A 14,678-nucleotide genomic window follows, 5' to 3' on the forward strand; every position below is an offset into this window, starting at 1 on the left:
CGTCCGGCACTGGCTTAAAAGGGACGCCCTCCCTTGCCTCGACCTGGAATCACCATGACCTCAAGACCCCGCTTCGGCAGCGCCCTCGGCAGCATCCTGCTGGTCACCGCGGCCTGCTATCTGCTGGTGGGCTTTTCCCAGGGCTTCGTGCTGTCGGCCTGGTCCTGGCGCACCTGGGCGGTGTTCGTCGTCATGGTGACGATCTATCCGGTCGGCCTGTTCGCCGGCTGGTGGAAGAAGCGCGAACCGGTGGAGCACTAGGCCGCTCGCGGGCAAGGCGGATCGCCGGCCACAGCCGGACTCCGGTCTGTGCGAGCTGGCCAGCCCTGCGCCACTCAGCGCACGGGATCGAGGCGATACAGGCCGCCGATGGGGCACTCCATCCGGCTGCCCCGGGCATCGGTGGACACCAGGAAGTCGCCCGGACGCAGGCCGGCGGCGCGCGAGCGATAGCCCAGGCGATTGCCAGCGGCCAGGTTGCGACAGGGCACGGCGAAGTCCACCAGATAGGCGCGGCCGAGACCGGTTCCCAGCGCCAGGTGCCGGGTATCCAGGTAGTGCCAGCCGGAGAGGTCGAAGCCCAGGATGGTGTCCATGGCGGCGCCCTGCCGATAGCCCAGCTCGGCCAGACGATCGTCCAGGGTTGGCGGTCCGAACGGACGGCCGGCGCAACCGGCGAGCAGCAGCACGGCGACGAGGGTCAAAAAGGCAGGGATGACGCGCATGGAAATTTTCCTGGAAAGACTGAACCTTGGACCGACCCCGGGCGCCGAATACGCCATGCGGGGCGCAGCTTTGCTAACGTGGCGCCCGTAGTATCCCGTCAAGAGACACCCTATGCCCACGGCCCTGACCAACCTGATCGACAATCTCGAAAAACACCCACAACTGCTCACCCTGGTCGCCTGCCTCGGTCTGCTGCTGGCGGCCTGGGTCCTCAACTGGATCGTCAAGCGCATCCTGGTGCGCGGCTTCTATCGCCTGCTGCGCAGCACCTCCTTCGGCCAGGATCACGAACTCAATCACCATCGCGTCATCGGTAGGCTGGCCAACATCGTTCCGGCCCTGGTGCTGTCGATCGGCATCGAACTGGTGCCCGGGCGGCCCGAGGCCCTGGTCACCGTGGTGCAGAACGTCTGCAGCGCCTTCATCGTGCTGACCATCGCCCTGGCCCTGGGCAGCGCCCTGAACGTGGTCAACGTGCTCTATTCGCGAAGGCCCTCGGCGCGGCTCAAGCCGATCAAGGGCTATGTCCAGGTCAGCAAGATCGTCATCTACGCCATCGCGGTCATCCTGATGATCGCCACCCTGATCGACCGCTCGCCGCTGATCCTGCTCTCCGGCCTCGGCGCCATGGCCGCGGTGCTGCTGCTGATCTTCCAGGACACCCTGCTCTCCCTGGTGGCCAGCGTGCAGATCTCCAGCAACGACATCATCCGCGTCGGCGACTGGATCGAGATGCCCCAGCTCAACGCCGACGGCGACGTCATCGACATCGCCCTGCACACGGTCAAGGTGCAGAACTTCGACAAGACCATCACCACCATCCCCACCAAGAGATTCATCACCGACGCCTTCCGCAACTATCGCGGCATGCAGGAAGCCGGTGGCCGACGGATCAAGCGCGCGCTCAACATCGACCAGAACAGCGTGCATTTCCTCAGCGACGCCGAGCGCGAGCACCTGCACCGCTTCAACCTGCTGGACGACTACCTCACCGCCAAGGAACAGGAACTGGCGGACTGGAATCGCAAGCTGGAAAAGCGCGGCCAGGAGCCGGTCAACACCCGCCGGGTCACCAACCTGGGGACCTTTCGCGCCTATGTCGAACGCTACCTGCGCGCCCACCCCGGGGTGCATCAGGGCATGACCCTGCTGGTACGCCAGATGCCGCTCTCCGGCGAGGGCCTGCCGGTGGAGATCTACTGCTTCACCAACACCACGGTGTGGGCGCAATATGAGGGTATCCAGGGGGACATCTTCGACCACCTGCTCTCCATCCTCCCGGAATTCGGCCTCCATGTGTTCCAGCACCCGAGCGGACGCGACTTCCGCGGGCGGCTGGAACCGCGCGAGGCCATGACCTCCCTCGGCGAACCGGGCACCCCGGCGCCCTGATCGCCCGCCCCGGCCTAAGGAAAGACCATGATCGTCGTCCACCACCTGAACAACTCCCGCTCCCAGCGGGTGCTCTGGCTGCTCGAAGAACTCGGCATCGAGTATCGGGTGCAGCGCTACGAGCGAGCGGCGGGTGGCCTGTTCGCCCCGCCGGAGTTGCGCAAGGTGCATCCGCTGGGCAAGTCGCCGGTGATCGTCGACGGTGAGCTGACCCTGGCCGAATCCGGCGCCATTGTCGACTACCTGGCACGGCGCTACGGTCCGCAACTGCTGCCCGCCCAGGACAGCCCGGAGTTCGTGCGTTACACCTACTGGCTGCACTACGCCGAAGGCTCGGCCATGACGCCGCTGCTGCTCAAGCTGGTGTTCGACCGCATCGCCACCTCGCCCATGCCTTTCTTCGCCAGGCCCATCGCCAAGGGCATCGCCGCCAAGGCCACGGCCAGCTTCATCCAGCCGCAACTGGACCTGCACCTGGACTACCTGGAAAGCCAGCTGGGCGCCAGCGGCTGGTTCGTCGGCGACCGCGTCACCGCGGCCGACATCCAGCTCAGCTTCCCCCTGGAAGCCGCCGCCAGCCGCGCCGGCCTGGACAATGGCAAGCGCCCCAAGCTGGTGGACTTCCTCAAGCGCATCCATGCCCGTCCGGCCTACCAGCGCGCGCTGGAGCAGGGCGGGCCCTACGTCTATACCTGAGGGCTGGGCTTGTTGGGCTTCGCTAAACGCTCAACCCAACCTACGGTCCTGCGCCTCCCCTGCCTCGGGGAAAAGCTGGGGTGAGGGGAAACTCCAGCCCCGTAGCGTGGAAAACCGCGTCAGCGTTTTCCACTGACGGCCCGGTGCCTTAGCCGCGTGGACAAGGCTGCCCCGTTGTCCACCCTACACGCGTCCGGCTGCCTCGATAGGCCCCCTCTCCCCCCGGGAGAGGGCTGGGGTGAGGGCCCCGCCCTACCGCCGCATCGGCATCCGGTCGACCGTGCCGAACAGCGCCTTGAGCGACCACCCCTGCTGCTCCCGTACCTTGACCCCGCCATCCTTGCCCACCAGATAGAGCGTGGCCGGCTGGCCGGCACGGGCGTCCAGCGCCTTGAGCAGCGCCCGGGTCTGCTCCGGCCGCAACGGCTCGTCGTTGCGGCTACCGGCGTCGCCCACCACCGTATAGAGCACCATCTCGCGCTCGACGAAGGCTTCGCGATTGGTCGGCTGCGCCAGTTCCTCGCGGAGCGTCGCGACCTGGGGATCATTGGCCGTCGGCGCGACCAGGATCAGTGGTCGCGTCTTCCAGCGTTCCGCTTCCAGGGGGTTGTCGGCCGCCTGGGCCGTCGAGGCCAGACCCGCGACCAGGGTGGTCGCCAGGCCTACCAGTGCGAGAGTCTTCATGGACGCCTTCCTTTCGTTCGGTTGCCGGGAATCGTCCTGCATTGACCCCGGCCCGGCGCCAGGGGTCGCTCCGGCGATCTCGGGTTACACAAAAAACACCGCCCCTCCCATTTATATATCACCAATACTCAGCCTCAACCAGCAATAAATCCCCACCAAAAACCCCTAAGTGAACATTCCTGCCAATTTTAAAAAGAACATTGCGAGACCTGCCCTGGGCGGACTAACGTTAGCGCCATGCACAACGCCCATACCCTCATCCTCCTCCGGCAGCACCGCTGCCTGCGACTGGTCAGTCCACGACTGCGAAGCTCGACCGCGTTCGCTTCGTAAGTCCCGACCCCGCCCAAGGAAAGAATCCCCATGACCATGCTCAAAGATCCCTCGCAGAAGTACCGTCCCTTCACGCCCGTCGCCCTGCCCGACCGTACCTGGCCGGACCAGGTCATCGACAAGGCGCCGATCTGGCTGTCCACCGACCTGCGCGACGGCAACCAGTCGCTGATCGAACCGATGGACGCCGAGAAGAAGATGGCCTTCTTCAAGTGCCTGGTCGCCGTGGGCCTGAAGGAGATCGAGGTGGGCTTCCCGTCCGCCTCCCAGACCGACTTCGACTTCGTTCGCGAGCTGATCGAGGGTGGTCATATTCCCGACGATGTCACCATCCAGGTGCTGACCCAGGCCCGTGACGACCTCATCGAGCGCACCTTCGAGTCGCTCAAGGGCGCCAAGCGCGCCATCGTCCACTACTACAACGCCTGCGCGCCGAGCTTCCGCCGCATCGTCTTCGGCCAGGACAAGGCCGGCGTCAAGGCCATCGCCGTGGCCGCCGGCCAGACCATCGTGCGCCTGGCCGCCGAGCGGCCGGAGACCCAGTGGGGCTTCGAGTATTCGCCCGAGGTGTTCAGCTCCACCGAGACCGACTTCGCCGTCGAGGTGTGCAACGCGGTGATCGCGGTATTCGCACCGACCCCGGCCAACAAACTGATCCTCAACCTGCCCGCCACCATCGAGTGCGCCACGCCCAACAACTACGCCGACCAGATCGAGTGGTTCGGGCGCCACATCGACCGCCGCGACAGCGTGCTGATCAGCGTCCATACCCATAACGATCGCGGCACCGGCGTGGCCGCTTCGGAACTGGCGGTGATGGCCGGCGCCGATCGTGTCGAGGGCTGCCTGTTCGGCAACGGCGAGCGTACCGGCAACGTCTGCCTGGTGACCCTGGCGCTCAACCTCTACACCCAGGGCGTCGACCCCGAGCTGGACTTCTCCGATATCGACGCCGTGCGCAAGACCGTCGAGGAGTGCAACCAGCTGCCGGTGCACCCGCGTCACCCCTATGTCGGCGACCTGGTCCACACCGCCTTTTCCGGCTCTCACCAGGACGCCATCCGCAAGGGCTTCGCCCAGCAGAAGCCGGATGCGCTCTGGGAAGTGCCCTACCTGCCCATCGATCCGGCCGACATCGGTCGCGACTACGAGGCGGTCATCCGCGTCAACAGCCAGTCGGGCAAGGGCGGCATCGCCTTCCTGCTGGAACAGGAATACGGCATCAGCCTGCCCCGTCGCATGCAGATCGAATTCAGCCAGGTGGTGCAGCGCGAGACCGATCGCCTGGGCCTGGAGATGAGCGCGGCGCAGATCCATGCCTTGCTCGAACAGGAATACCTGCAGGCCAAGAGCCCCTATGCCCTGGTCAGCCACAAGCTGCGCGAGGAAGATGGCACCTCCACCGTCGACATCAAGGTCGCCGTCGAGGGTCGTACCGAGCACTGGCACGGCACCGCCAAGGGGCCGCTGGAAGCCCTGGTCGCCAGCCTGCCCCAGGCGGTGGAGATCATGGACTACCACGAGCATTCCATCGGCGCCGGCGCCAACGCCAAGGCCGCCTCCTACATCGAGGTCCGCCTGGAAGGCCAGCGCCCGCTGCACGGCATCGGCATCGACGAGAACATCACCACCGCCAGCTTCCGCGCGCTGCTCAGCGCCCTGAACCGCGCGGTTACCCAGGCCCAGGCCAAGGCTGCCTGACGCTGACATTGGTCAAGCCCAAGGGAATACCGACCGGTATTCCCTTTTTTTATGGCCAACCAGCGGAGATACTCCCCGCTTCTTCGGGATCGTCTCGTCTGCCCGGCACCTGCCGGCCGAGCAGCGTGTCTGGATAGGCAATGACTTCCACTTTGTCGCGAAACACCTCTCTGCTGCGTGACGCCGCCGCGCTGGCACTGCTGTTCCTGATCAGTTCGGTCCTGTGCATCCTCTTTACCCGCCAGGCGTCCACCAGCGTGGCCACCCTCTGGTTGCCCAATGGCCTGGCGATCGCCTGGCTGCTGCGCTCGGCGCCCCGCCGCTGGCCGCTGCAGCTGCTGGCGATCTGGCTGGCCGGCGCCCTGGCCGAGCTGCCCTTCAGTGGCCAGCCGGCCATCGGCGCGCTCTATTCCCTACCCAATCTGGCCGAGATCCTGTTCGGCGCCTGGCTGCTGCACGATCGCATCCTCCATCCCGAACGCAATGTCGCGGCCATGGGACGCCTGCTGTTCTACGGGGTGCTGGTGACGCCCCTGGCCGGTACCGCCCTGGGGACCCTGATCGCCGCCCAGCAGGGCAACCCGGAGTTGTTGCGAGTGGCCCTGCACTGGTACCTCGGCGACGCCCTCGGCCTGCTGGTGGTGATGCCCCTGGCTTTTCTCCGCCGCCCGCTGCACTGGCAGCAGTTCAGCCGCCAGGGCGCCCGCGAATTCGTCATCCTGCTGCTGATCAGCCCCGCGCTGGTGCTCGCCCTGCTGACCTACGTGCCCTATCCCTTCGTCTACGTCTCCACCCTGCTGCTGCTGATGACCCTGAGGCTCAGCGCCGCGGGTACCGCGGTGGTGGGCGGTCTGAACATCCTGATCTTCACCTACCTGGTGGCCCACGGTTATCTGCTCGGTGTCCGCGGCGCCTCCCTGATGCAGGAAGCCCTGACCTACATTCCGGTGGCCCTGATGCAGATTTCACCGCTGCTGCTGGCCGCCGCCGTGCAGCAGAGCCGCCACCACAACCAGCGTCTGGCGCGCAACGAGGCGCGCTTCCGCCATGCCCTGAGCGCCGCGCCCTATGGCATGGCGCTGCTGTCGGTGGAGGGCCGCCTGAGCCAGGTGAACCTGGCCCTGGAGGCCATGCTCGGTTATCCACGCCACAGTCTCGACGGCCGGTTGCTAGAAGCGTTGAGCGCTGATGCCGAAGAACCCCTGACGATCGAGGAAGGCGAACAGACCCGCCGTCTGCTGCACCGCGATGGCCAGGGGTTGTGGATGCAACTGGCGCTGTCGCCCGACCATGACGACGGCGACCTGCTCACCGGCTATCTGCTGCAGGTTCGTGATATCGATGCCAAGCGGCGCGCCGATGCAGTCAACGCGCACCTGCGCGAGCGGCTGCAACTGGCGATTCGTGCGAGCAACGTCGGTATCTGGGAGTGGGACAGCCGCAGCCGTCAATTCATCGCCGATGCCAAGGTCCATCAGCTCTACGGCCTGCCCTTGATTGAAGGCCACCACGAACTGGCGACCTGGATCGAAGCCCTGCATCCCGAGGATCGCGATGGCTCCATGGCGCTCTTCCGCGAGTCCATCCGCAACCTCACCTCCTATGAACACGAGTTTCGCATCGTCCGCCCGGATGGTGTCGTGCGCAGGATCCGCTCCGAGGTGATCGCCATCGAGATCAGCGAGGGGCATTGCCGCCTGGTCGGCAGCAATAGAGACGTCACCGAGCACCACCGCCTGACCACGGCGCTCTACGAGGAAAAGGAACGGCTGCAGGTCACCCTGGCCTCCATCGCCGACGCCGTGCTGACCACCGACATGGACGGCCGCATCCTCTTTCTCAATCCAGTCGCCGAACAGCTGACCGGCTGGTCGCTGGCGGATGCCCAGGGGCGCCCCCACGAAGAGGTCTTCCGTATCCACGACAGCCAGAGCGACGAGGTCCTGCCCAGTCCGGTGACCCGCTGCCTGCGCGAGCAGACCATCACCTCGCTGGACGAAGGCGCGGTGCTGCTCAGCCGCCAGGGTGAAAGACACGAGGTGCAGGACTCCGCGGCGCCGGTACGCACGGTGGATGGCCATATCATCGGCGCGGTGCTGGTGTTCCAGAATGTCACCCATGCCCGCAACCTGCAGCGCGAGCTGAGCTACAACGCCTCCCACGACGCCCTGACCGGGCTCTACAACCGCCTGAAGTTCGAACAGGAGCTGGACGCCGCCTGGCAGCAGGCCCAGGCCGGCACCATCCAGCATGCGCTGTGCTTCATCGACCTGGACCGCTTCAAGGTGGTCAACGACTCCGCCGGCCATGCCGCCGGCGACCTGCTGCTGCGCGAACTGGGCACCCTGTTGCACGATTCCCTGCGCGGCTCGGACGCGGTGGCGCGCATCGGCGGCGACGAATTCGCCCTGCTGCTGCGCGATTGCGACCTGGTACAGGCCGAGACCGTCGCCGAAAAACTCATCGCCAGCATCGGTGCCGTGCGCTTCAACTGGCAGAACCGGATCTACGACGTCGGCGCCAGCGCCGGCATCGTCGCCATCACCGCCGAAACCCGCAGCCCGGCCGAACTGATGAGCCAGGCCGACGTGGCCTGCTACACCGCCAAGCACGCCGGGCGCAATCGCGCCGCGCTCTATCGCGCCGGCAGCGAGGACGTGGAGCGCCAGCACCGCGAGATCCTCATGGCCAGCGGCCTGCGCGAGGCCCTGGAGCAGCACCGCTTCGAACTCCACGCCCAGACCATCGTCCCCACTCGCGCCACCGGTAGCACTGCGCAGCACGTCGAGCTGCTGCTGCGCCTGCGCGATGTCCAGGGCCAGCTGATCTCGCCGGCCACCTTCATCCCGGCCGCCGAGCGTTTCGGCCTGATGAGCAGCATCGACCGCTGGGTGGTGCGTCAGGTGCTGGTCGAGCTGGTGCCCTGGCTGCAGGAACGACCCGAGCTGCACGTGGGCATCAACCTCTCGGGCAACAGCCTGAGCGATCCCGACTTTCTGCCCGAATTGCTGGAGCTGATCGCCGCCTCGCCGCTGGATCCGCAGCGCCTGCTCTTCGAACTGACCGAGACCGCGGTGATCAACAAGCTCTCGGTGGCCTCCGCGCTCATCAGCCAGGTGCGCGAACGCGGCTGCCGCATCGCCCTGGACGACTTCGGCGCCGGCCTCAGCTCCTTCGCCTACCTCAAGCACTTCCGCGTCGACTACGTGAAGATCGACGGCAGCTTCATCCGCACCCTCGATCAGGATCCGCTGGATCGCGCCATCGTCGAGTCCATCAACCAGGTTGCCCATCATCTGGGCGCCGAGACCATTGCCGAATTCGTCGAATCCCAGGCCACCTTCGAATTGCTCGGCACCATCGGCGTCGACTACGCCCAGGGCTATGCCCTCGGCAAACCCCTCCCGCTGCGGGAGTGGCCGGGGTCATCACGCCTCGAACCTTGAGCCGCGGCCATCGGTCGTAACCTGCATGACTCCCAACCGGATGAGGATTCCATGCACACACGTACCCTTGGCCACTCAGACCTCCAGGTGCCGCCACTCTGCTTCGGTGGCAACGTCTTCGGCTGGACGCTGGACGAAGCCCAGTCCTTCCGCATGCTGGACGCCCTGCTCGAGGCGGGCCTGACCTTCATCGACACCGCCGACGTCTATTCGCGCTGGGCACCCGGCAACAGCGGTGGCGAATCCGAGACCCTGCTGGGCAAATGGTTCGCCCGCAGCGGCAAGCGCGACCAGGTGATCCTGGCCACCAAGCTGGGCATGGACATGGGCGAAGGCCGCAAGGGCCTCAAGGCCAGCTATGTGCAGCAGGCGGTGGAGGCGTCGCTCAAGCGTCTGCAGACCGATCGCATCGATCTCTATCAGGCGCATTGCGACGACGAGGACACGCCGCTGGAGGAAACCCTGGGCGCCTTCGCGCGGCTGGTGGAGCAAGGCAAGGTGCGGGTGATCGGCGCTTCCAACTATGGCGGCCAGCGCCTGCGCGAAGCGGCCAGGATCGCCGAACGCCTGGGCGTGCCGGCGTACCAGAGCCTGCAGCCCCACTACAACCTGCATGCACGCCAGGATTACGAGACCGACCTGGAACCGGTGGTCGAGGAACTCGGTCTGGGCGTGATCAGCTACTTCTCCCTGGCCAGCGGCTTCCTGACCGGCAAGTACCGCACCAAGGATGATCTCCAGGGTTCGCGGGCGGAGATGGTCAAGCGCTACCTGGACGAACGCGGCATGGCCATCCTGGCCGGCCTCGACGAGATCGCCGAAAAGCACGACGCCACCCCGGCCCAGGTCGCCCTGGCCTGGCTGATCGCCCGTCCCAGTATCACCGCGCCGATCGCCAGCGCCACCTCCCAGGCCCAACTCGACGACCTGGTGGCCGCCACCCGGCTGCAGCTACCGGCCGATGACATCACCCTGCTGAATCAGGTCAGCGCCTATCGCTGAGGTGTCGCGACCACGGACGCGCACGGAGCAGCCCCTCTCCCTCCGGGAGAGGGTTGGGTGAGGGAGATACCACGCAGCCGATATCAAGGGTGGAAAAGGCTGCGCCGTTTTCCACGCTAGGCATCAGCCACCTCCGCAGCCACTGATGATCTACCTGGCCGCCAAAACCATCCCCCGCACGAACGCCCCCCTCTCCCTCCGGGAGAGGGCCGGGGTAAGGGTGATCCCACGCAGCCAATATCAAGAGTGGAAAAGGCTACGCCGTTTTCCACGCTACGCATCAGCCACCTCCGCAGCCGCTGATGATCTACCTGGCCGCCAAAACCACCTCGCGCACGGAGCAGCCCCCTCTCCCTCCGGGAGAGGGCTGGGGTGAGGGAGATACCACGCAGCTGATATTGTGCGTGGAAAAGGCTGCGCCGTTTTCCACGCTACGCATCAGCCACCTCCGCAGCCGCTTATGATCTACCTGGCCGCCAAAACCCAGCGCCCGCTCGTACAACCCCCTCTCCCTCCGGGAGAGGGCCGGGGTGAGGGTGATCCCACGCAGCCAATGTCCCTGTGGAAAAGGCTGCGCCGTTTTCCACGCTACGCATCAGCCACCTCCGCAGTCGCTGATGATCTACCTGGCCGCCAGAACCACCTCGCGCACGGAGCAGCCCCCTCTCCCTCCGTGAGAGGGTTGGGTGAGGGAGACCCCACGCAGCCGATATCAAGGGTGGAAAAGGCTACGCCGTTTTCCACGCTACGCATCAGCCACCTCCGCAGTCGCTGATGATCTACCTGGCCGCCAAAACCACCTCGCGCTCGGACAACCCCCTCTCCCTCCGGGAGAGGGCTGGGGTGAGGGTGATCCCACGCAGCCGATATCAAGAGTGGAAAAGGCGGCGCCGTTTTCCACGCTACGATCTTCATCAGCTCCTACCGCACATAATCCAGCGGCAAGGCCGTGCTGTACTTGATCTGCTCCATGGCGAAGCTGGAGCTGACGTCTAGCAGCCCCGGCACCTGGATCAGGCGCTTGTAGACGCCATCGTAGGCGGCGATGTCCGGGACCACGATGCGCATCAGGTAGTCCGTGTCGCCGGCCATGCGATAGAGCTCGACCACCTCCGGAATGGCCGCCACCGCCTCGTGGAAGCGCTGCAGCCAGTCCATGGCGTGCTGGTTGGTCCGTACCGAGACGAACACCGTCACCCCCACGTTGAGCTGCCGGGGATCGAGCAGCGCCACCCGGGCGCGGATGACCCCCTGCTCCTCCAGCTTCTGGATCCGCCGCCAACAGGCGGTGGTGCCCAGGCCAATGCGCTCGGCGATATCGGCCACAGGTCGGGTGCTGTCCTGCTGAAGGATGTCGAGAATGGCGCGATCAAAGCGATCCATGAAATGAATTTCCCAAAAACTACTTCACAGTGGAATTCTATTCGCATCAGCCCCCCCACATAACGACCAGAAAGCAAATTCCTTTCGAGACGAACGCGCTAGCCTATTCCCATCTGATTGCTCGAGGCCGCCATGGACGCTTATCCCCTGTATTTCGACTACGCCGCCACCACTCCTGTCGACGATGTCGTCATCGAAGCCATGCTGGGTTGCCTGGGGCGCCAGGGCGTCTTCGGCAATCCCGCCTCCCGCGGCCATGCCTTCGGCAACGACGCCCAGCGCGCCGTGGATACCGCCCGCCAGCAGGTGGCCGATCTGGTCGGCGCCCGGCCCGAGCAACTGATCTGGACCTCCGGTGCCACCGAGTCCAACAACCTCGCGCTGCTCGGCGTGGCCCGGCGTCGCGGGCACGGCCATCTGATCACCAGTTGCCTGGAACACCGGGCGGTGCTCGATACCGCGGCCCAACTGGAAGCCGAGGGCTTCACCGTCACCTACCTGACGCCTGATGCGGCCGGTCTGATCACCCCCGCCGCCGTCGAGCAGGCCTGGCGGGCGGACACCTGCCTGGTCTCGCTGATGGGGGTGAACAACGAGCTGGGCACCCTGACCGACATCGCCGCCATCGGCCGGCTGGTGCGCGCCCGTGGCGCCCTTTTCCATGTGGACGCCGCCCAGGCCACCGGCAAGGTCGCCCTCGACCTGACCAGCCTGGAGGTCGATCTGATGTCCTTTTCCGCGCACAAGACCTATGGCCCCAAGGGCATCGGGGCCCTCTATGTCGGTCCGCGTGCCGAGGGCGCCCTGCAGGCGCAGATCCACGGCGGCGGCCACGAGCGCGGGCTGCGCTCGGGCACCCTGGCCACCCACCAGATCGTCGGCATGGGTACCGCCTTCGCCCTAGCCGGCCAGGCCATGGCGCGGGAGAACGAGCGACTCGGCCAGTTGCGCGAGCGGTTCCTGGCTGGGGTGCAGACTTTGCCCGGCATGCAGCTCAATGGCTGTGCCCGGCGGCGCATTCCCCATACCCTGAATGTGACCTTCGCCACGCCGCTGGACACCGCGTCATTGCAGCGCCAGCTGGCCTTCTCGACCACCTCGGCGTGCAGTTCGGCCAAGGCGGCGCCCTCCCATGTATTGCTGGGTCTGGGGCTCACCCCGGAACAGGCCGCACGCAGCTACAGATTCAGCCTGGGTCGCTACACCACCGCGGCGGACGTGGACCGGGCCGTCGCCCTGATCCACCAGCACGCCGCCCAGCCAGCGCCCTTCTGGGCCTGATCAGTCCAGGCGGAAGGTGTCGGCATCGCGCTGCGCCGGAAAGCGCTGGCGATAGGCGGTAAGGGCGGTAGCCGAGAGCGCGGTGTGGAAGATGCCGGATTCCGCGCCGGCCTCGATCAGGGGTTCACCCTGGAAGTCCAGTACCTGGCTGTCACCGGCATAGGGATGGCCATTGCCGTCGCTGCCAAGGCGGTTCACCGCGGCGACATAGCAGAGGTTCTCGATGGCCCGCGCCGGCAGCAGGCCGTTCCAGTGCCCGCGCCGCGGCGCCGGCCAGTTGGCGACATAGAGCAGCAGGTCGGTATCGTCCTGGGCGCGACTCCAGACCGGAAATCTCAGGTCGTAGCAGATCAGCGGGCGGATCCGCCAACCCTTGAGTGTCACCACCAGGCGCTGCTCGCCCGGAGCATAGTGCTCGTGCTCGCCGGCCATGCGAAACAGGTGGCGCTTGTCATAGTGCTGCAACTCGCCATCAGGCGTCGCCCACAACAGGCGATTGCGGTGCTGGCCGTCCGCGTCCCGCACGATCAGACTGCCAGTGACCACCGCGCCGAGACGCCGCGCCTGTTCTCGCATCCAGGCCGCTGTCGGCCCGTCCGCAGGCTCGGCCAGGGTCGCCGAATCCATGGAAAAGCCGGTGGTGAACATCTCCGGCAGGATGACCAGATCGGTCTCGCCCACGGCCGTCAGCAGACGCTCGAAATGGGCGCGGTTGGCGGCCGGGTCGTGCCAGGCCAGTTCGCTCTGCAGCAGCGTCAGGCGCAGGTCCTGGGTGGGGGTCAGATCGCGCATAGCCGCTCCGCTGCCTGACGCAGGGTGTCTTCGCGCTTGGCGAAGCAGAAGCGCACCAGGCGCAGGTCCGCAGGCGGCGTCTGGTAGAACACCGACAGTGGAATGGCGGCGACGCCATGCTCGCGGGTCAGCCACTCGGCCATGGCCACGTCGTCCAGATCCGGGCGGATGGCGGAATAGTCGACGACCTGGAAATAGGTGCCGGCGGCGCGCTGGAAGCTGAAGCGCGAGCTACCCAGCAGATCGCAGAAGAGATCGCGCTTGGCCTGGTAGAAGGCCGGCAGCTCGCTGAGGTGTTCGGGATGGGCGGCCATGAAATCGGCCAGGGCGCCCTGGATCGGCGTCACCGCGCAGAAGCTCACGTACTGGTGCACCTTGCGCAACTCGGCCGACAGCGCCGGCGGCGCCACCACGTAGCCGGTCTTCCAGCCGGTGACGTGATAGGTCTTGCCGAAGGAGCTGACCACGAAGGCGCGGGCATAGAGTTCGTCATGGGCGATGACGCTGGCATGGCGCTCGCCGTCATAGACCAGGTGCTCATAGACCTCGTCGCTGACCAGGTAGAGATCGCGCCCGCGGATCAGCGCGGCCAGGCGATCCAGTTCGGCGGCGCTGACCAGGGCGCCACTCGGGTTGTGCGGAGTATTGAGCACGATGGCGCGGGTGCGCGGACTCAGGGCGGCTTCCAGTGCCGTCCAGTCGATACCGAAGCCCGGCAGCGCCAGGGGCACGTGCACACAGCGTCCGCCGGCCAGTTGCACCGAGGGTTCGTAGCTGTCGTAGCAGGGATCGAAGACGATCACCTCGTCGCCTGGCCGCACCAGGGTCTGGAGAGCGCAGAACAGGCCCTGGGTAGCCCCGGGCACGATGGTGACCTCGGCCTCGGCGTCCACCTCTCGACCATAGAAGCGGGCGACCTTGGCCGCCACCTGCTGGCGCAGCGCCGGCAGTCCGGTCATGGGTGCGTACTGGTTGTGACCGGCCGCGACATGGCGACCGACCGCCGCGAGCAGCTCGGCCGGGCCGTCGAAATCGGGAAAGCCCTGGGACAGATTCAGCGCACCGGTCTGGGCGGCGAGCTGGGACATGCGGGTAAAGATGGTGACGGCGAGGTCGGGAAGCTTGCTCTGGATCATCGCGCGGGCACGGGTCTGGCTGGAAGGAGATCGGCAGACTGCGATTTTTTGCGCGAGAGGGCAAGTCTTGCCGGGCCAACGCCTGGGCGCAGCGGTCAATTCAGGC

The 14,678-nt window shown here is 66.3% G+C and carries 12 protein-coding genes; 7 read left to right on the forward strand and 5 right to left on the reverse strand.

The window, feature by feature from the left end:
- Positions 1-54 precede the first annotated feature (54 nt).
- Positions 55-261: a hypothetical protein gene (locus QMX82_RS04760; protein ID WP_208692274.1), complete on the forward strand. Its 207-nt coding sequence runs from the start codon at positions 55-57 to the stop codon at positions 259-261.
- 74 nt (positions 262-335) lie between these two features.
- Here the strand turns inward: QMX82_RS04760 and QMX82_RS04765 are convergent, their stop codons facing one another.
- Positions 336-725, reverse strand: coding sequence for a DUF6491 family protein (locus QMX82_RS04765; protein ID WP_282281397.1), 390 nt, complete (start codon positions 723-725; stop codon positions 336-338).
- A gap of 112 nt (positions 726-837) precedes the next feature.
- Here QMX82_RS04765 and QMX82_RS04770 point away from each other — a divergent pair, with 112 nt between their 5' ends.
- Entirely contained in the window at positions 838-2,118 is a 1,281-nt protein-coding gene (locus QMX82_RS04770; RefSeq protein ID WP_208692276.1) for a mechanosensitive ion channel family protein, read from the forward strand.
- Positions 2,119-2,145: 27 nt separating this feature from the next.
- Positions 2,146-2,814, forward strand: a complete 669-nt coding sequence (locus QMX82_RS04775; protein ID WP_282281398.1) for a glutathione S-transferase family protein — start codon at positions 2,146-2,148, stop codon at positions 2,812-2,814.
- A 252-nt stretch (positions 2,815-3,066) separates the two neighbouring features.
- Here the strand turns inward: QMX82_RS04775 and QMX82_RS04780 are convergent, their stop codons facing one another.
- Positions 3,067-3,498 carry a DUF4174 domain-containing protein gene (locus QMX82_RS04780; protein WP_208692278.1) on the reverse strand — a complete coding sequence of 144 codons (432 nt, stop codon included), beginning with the start codon at positions 3,496-3,498 and terminating at the stop codon, positions 3,067-3,069.
- Positions 3,499-3,861: 363 nt separating this feature from the next.
- On the opposite strand from QMX82_RS04780, the gene leuA reads away from it, so the two are divergent.
- The 3 genes from leuA (at position 3,862) to QMX82_RS04795 (ending at position 9,980) form a co-directional block, all read left to right on the forward strand.
- On the forward strand, positions 3,862-5,532 hold the full coding sequence (gene leuA / locus QMX82_RS04785; protein WP_208692279.1) for a 2-isopropylmalate synthase: 1,671 nt from the start codon (positions 3,862-3,864) through the stop codon (positions 5,530-5,532).
- 140 nt (positions 5,533-5,672) lie between these two features.
- Positions 5,673-8,978 carry an EAL domain-containing protein gene (locus QMX82_RS04790; RefSeq protein WP_282281399.1) on the forward strand — a complete coding sequence of 1,102 codons (3,306 nt, stop codon included), beginning with the start codon at positions 5,673-5,675 and terminating at the stop codon, positions 8,976-8,978.
- Between the two features lie 51 nt (positions 8,979-9,029).
- A complete protein-coding gene (locus tag QMX82_RS04795; protein WP_208692281.1) occupies positions 9,030-9,980 on the forward strand; it encodes an aldo/keto reductase in 951 nt (316 codons plus the stop codon).
- Positions 9,981-10,901: 921 nt separating this feature from the next.
- On the opposite strand, the gene QMX82_RS04800 is transcribed toward QMX82_RS04795, so the two are convergent.
- Complete coding sequence (locus tag QMX82_RS04800; RefSeq protein ID WP_208692282.1) at positions 10,902-11,363, reverse strand: Lrp/AsnC family transcriptional regulator; 462 nt, start codon at positions 11,361-11,363, stop codon at positions 10,902-10,904.
- A gap of 132 nt (positions 11,364-11,495) precedes the next feature.
- On the opposite strand from QMX82_RS04800, the gene QMX82_RS04805 reads away from it, so the two are divergent.
- Positions 11,496-12,644, forward strand: a complete 1,149-nt coding sequence (locus QMX82_RS04805; protein WP_208692283.1) for an aminotransferase class V-fold PLP-dependent enzyme — start codon at positions 11,496-11,498, stop codon at positions 12,642-12,644.
- On the opposite strand, the gene QMX82_RS04810 is transcribed toward QMX82_RS04805, so the two are convergent.
- Both QMX82_RS04810 and QMX82_RS04815 read right to left on the reverse strand, forming a co-directional pair.
- Positions 12,645-13,436 carry an amidohydrolase gene (locus QMX82_RS04810; RefSeq protein ID WP_282281400.1) on the reverse strand — a complete coding sequence of 264 codons (792 nt, stop codon included), beginning with the start codon at positions 13,434-13,436 and terminating at the stop codon, positions 12,645-12,647.
- Positions 13,424-14,572 carry a pyridoxal phosphate-dependent aminotransferase gene (locus tag QMX82_RS04815; RefSeq protein WP_208692285.1) on the reverse strand — a complete coding sequence of 383 codons (1,149 nt, stop codon included), beginning with the start codon at positions 14,570-14,572 and terminating at the stop codon, positions 13,424-13,426. Before QMX82_RS04815 ends, QMX82_RS04810 begins: the two co-directional genes overlap by 13 nt.
- Between the last annotated feature and the right edge of the window lie 106 nt (positions 14,573-14,678).

This window comes from Pseudomonas sp. PS02302, assembly GCF_029959585.1.
In the GTDB taxonomy this organism is placed as follows: Bacteria; Pseudomonadota; Gammaproteobacteria; order Pseudomonadales; family Pseudomonadaceae; genus Chryseomonas; species Chryseomonas aestiva.

Bases quoted from the DNA above. Each gene is read 5' to 3' on its own strand.
- QMX82_RS04800 (WP_208692282.1), bottom strand. From the start codon at position 11,363: ATGGATCGCTTTGATCGCGCCATTCTCGACATCCTTCAGCAGGACAGC.
- QMX82_RS04810 (WP_282281400.1), bottom strand. From the start codon at position 13,436: ATGCGCGATCTGACCCCCACCCAGGACCTGCGCCTGACGCTGCTGCAG.
- QMX82_RS04775 (WP_282281398.1), top strand. From the start codon at position 2,146: ATGATCGTCGTCCACCACCTGAACAACTCCCGCTCCCAGCGGGTGCTC.
- QMX82_RS04760 (WP_208692274.1), top strand. From the start codon at position 55: ATGACCTCAAGACCCCGCTTCGGCAGCGCCCTCGGCAGCATCCTGCTG.
- QMX82_RS04780 (WP_208692278.1), bottom strand. From the start codon at position 3,498: ATGAAGACTCTCGCACTGGTAGGCCTGGCGACCACCCTGGTCGCGGGT.
- QMX82_RS04795 (WP_208692281.1), top strand. From the start codon at position 9,030: ATGCACACACGTACCCTTGGCCACTCAGACCTCCAGGTGCCGCCACTC.
- QMX82_RS04790 (WP_282281399.1), top strand. From the start codon at position 5,673: ATGACTTCCACTTTGTCGCGAAACACCTCTCTGCTGCGTGACGCCGCC.
- QMX82_RS04765 (WP_282281397.1), bottom strand. From the start codon at position 725: ATGCGCGTCATCCCTGCCTTTTTGACCCTCGTCGCCGTGCTGCTGCTC.
- QMX82_RS04770 (WP_208692276.1), top strand. From the start codon at position 838: ATGCCCACGGCCCTGACCAACCTGATCGACAATCTCGAAAAACACCCA.
- leuA (WP_208692279.1), top strand. From the start codon at position 3,862: ATGACCATGCTCAAAGATCCCTCGCAGAAGTACCGTCCCTTCACGCCC.
- QMX82_RS04805 (WP_208692283.1), top strand. From the start codon at position 11,496: ATGGACGCTTATCCCCTGTATTTCGACTACGCCGCCACCACTCCTGTC.
- QMX82_RS04815 (WP_208692285.1), bottom strand. From the start codon at position 14,572: ATGATCCAGAGCAAGCTTCCCGACCTCGCCGTCACCATCTTTACCCGC.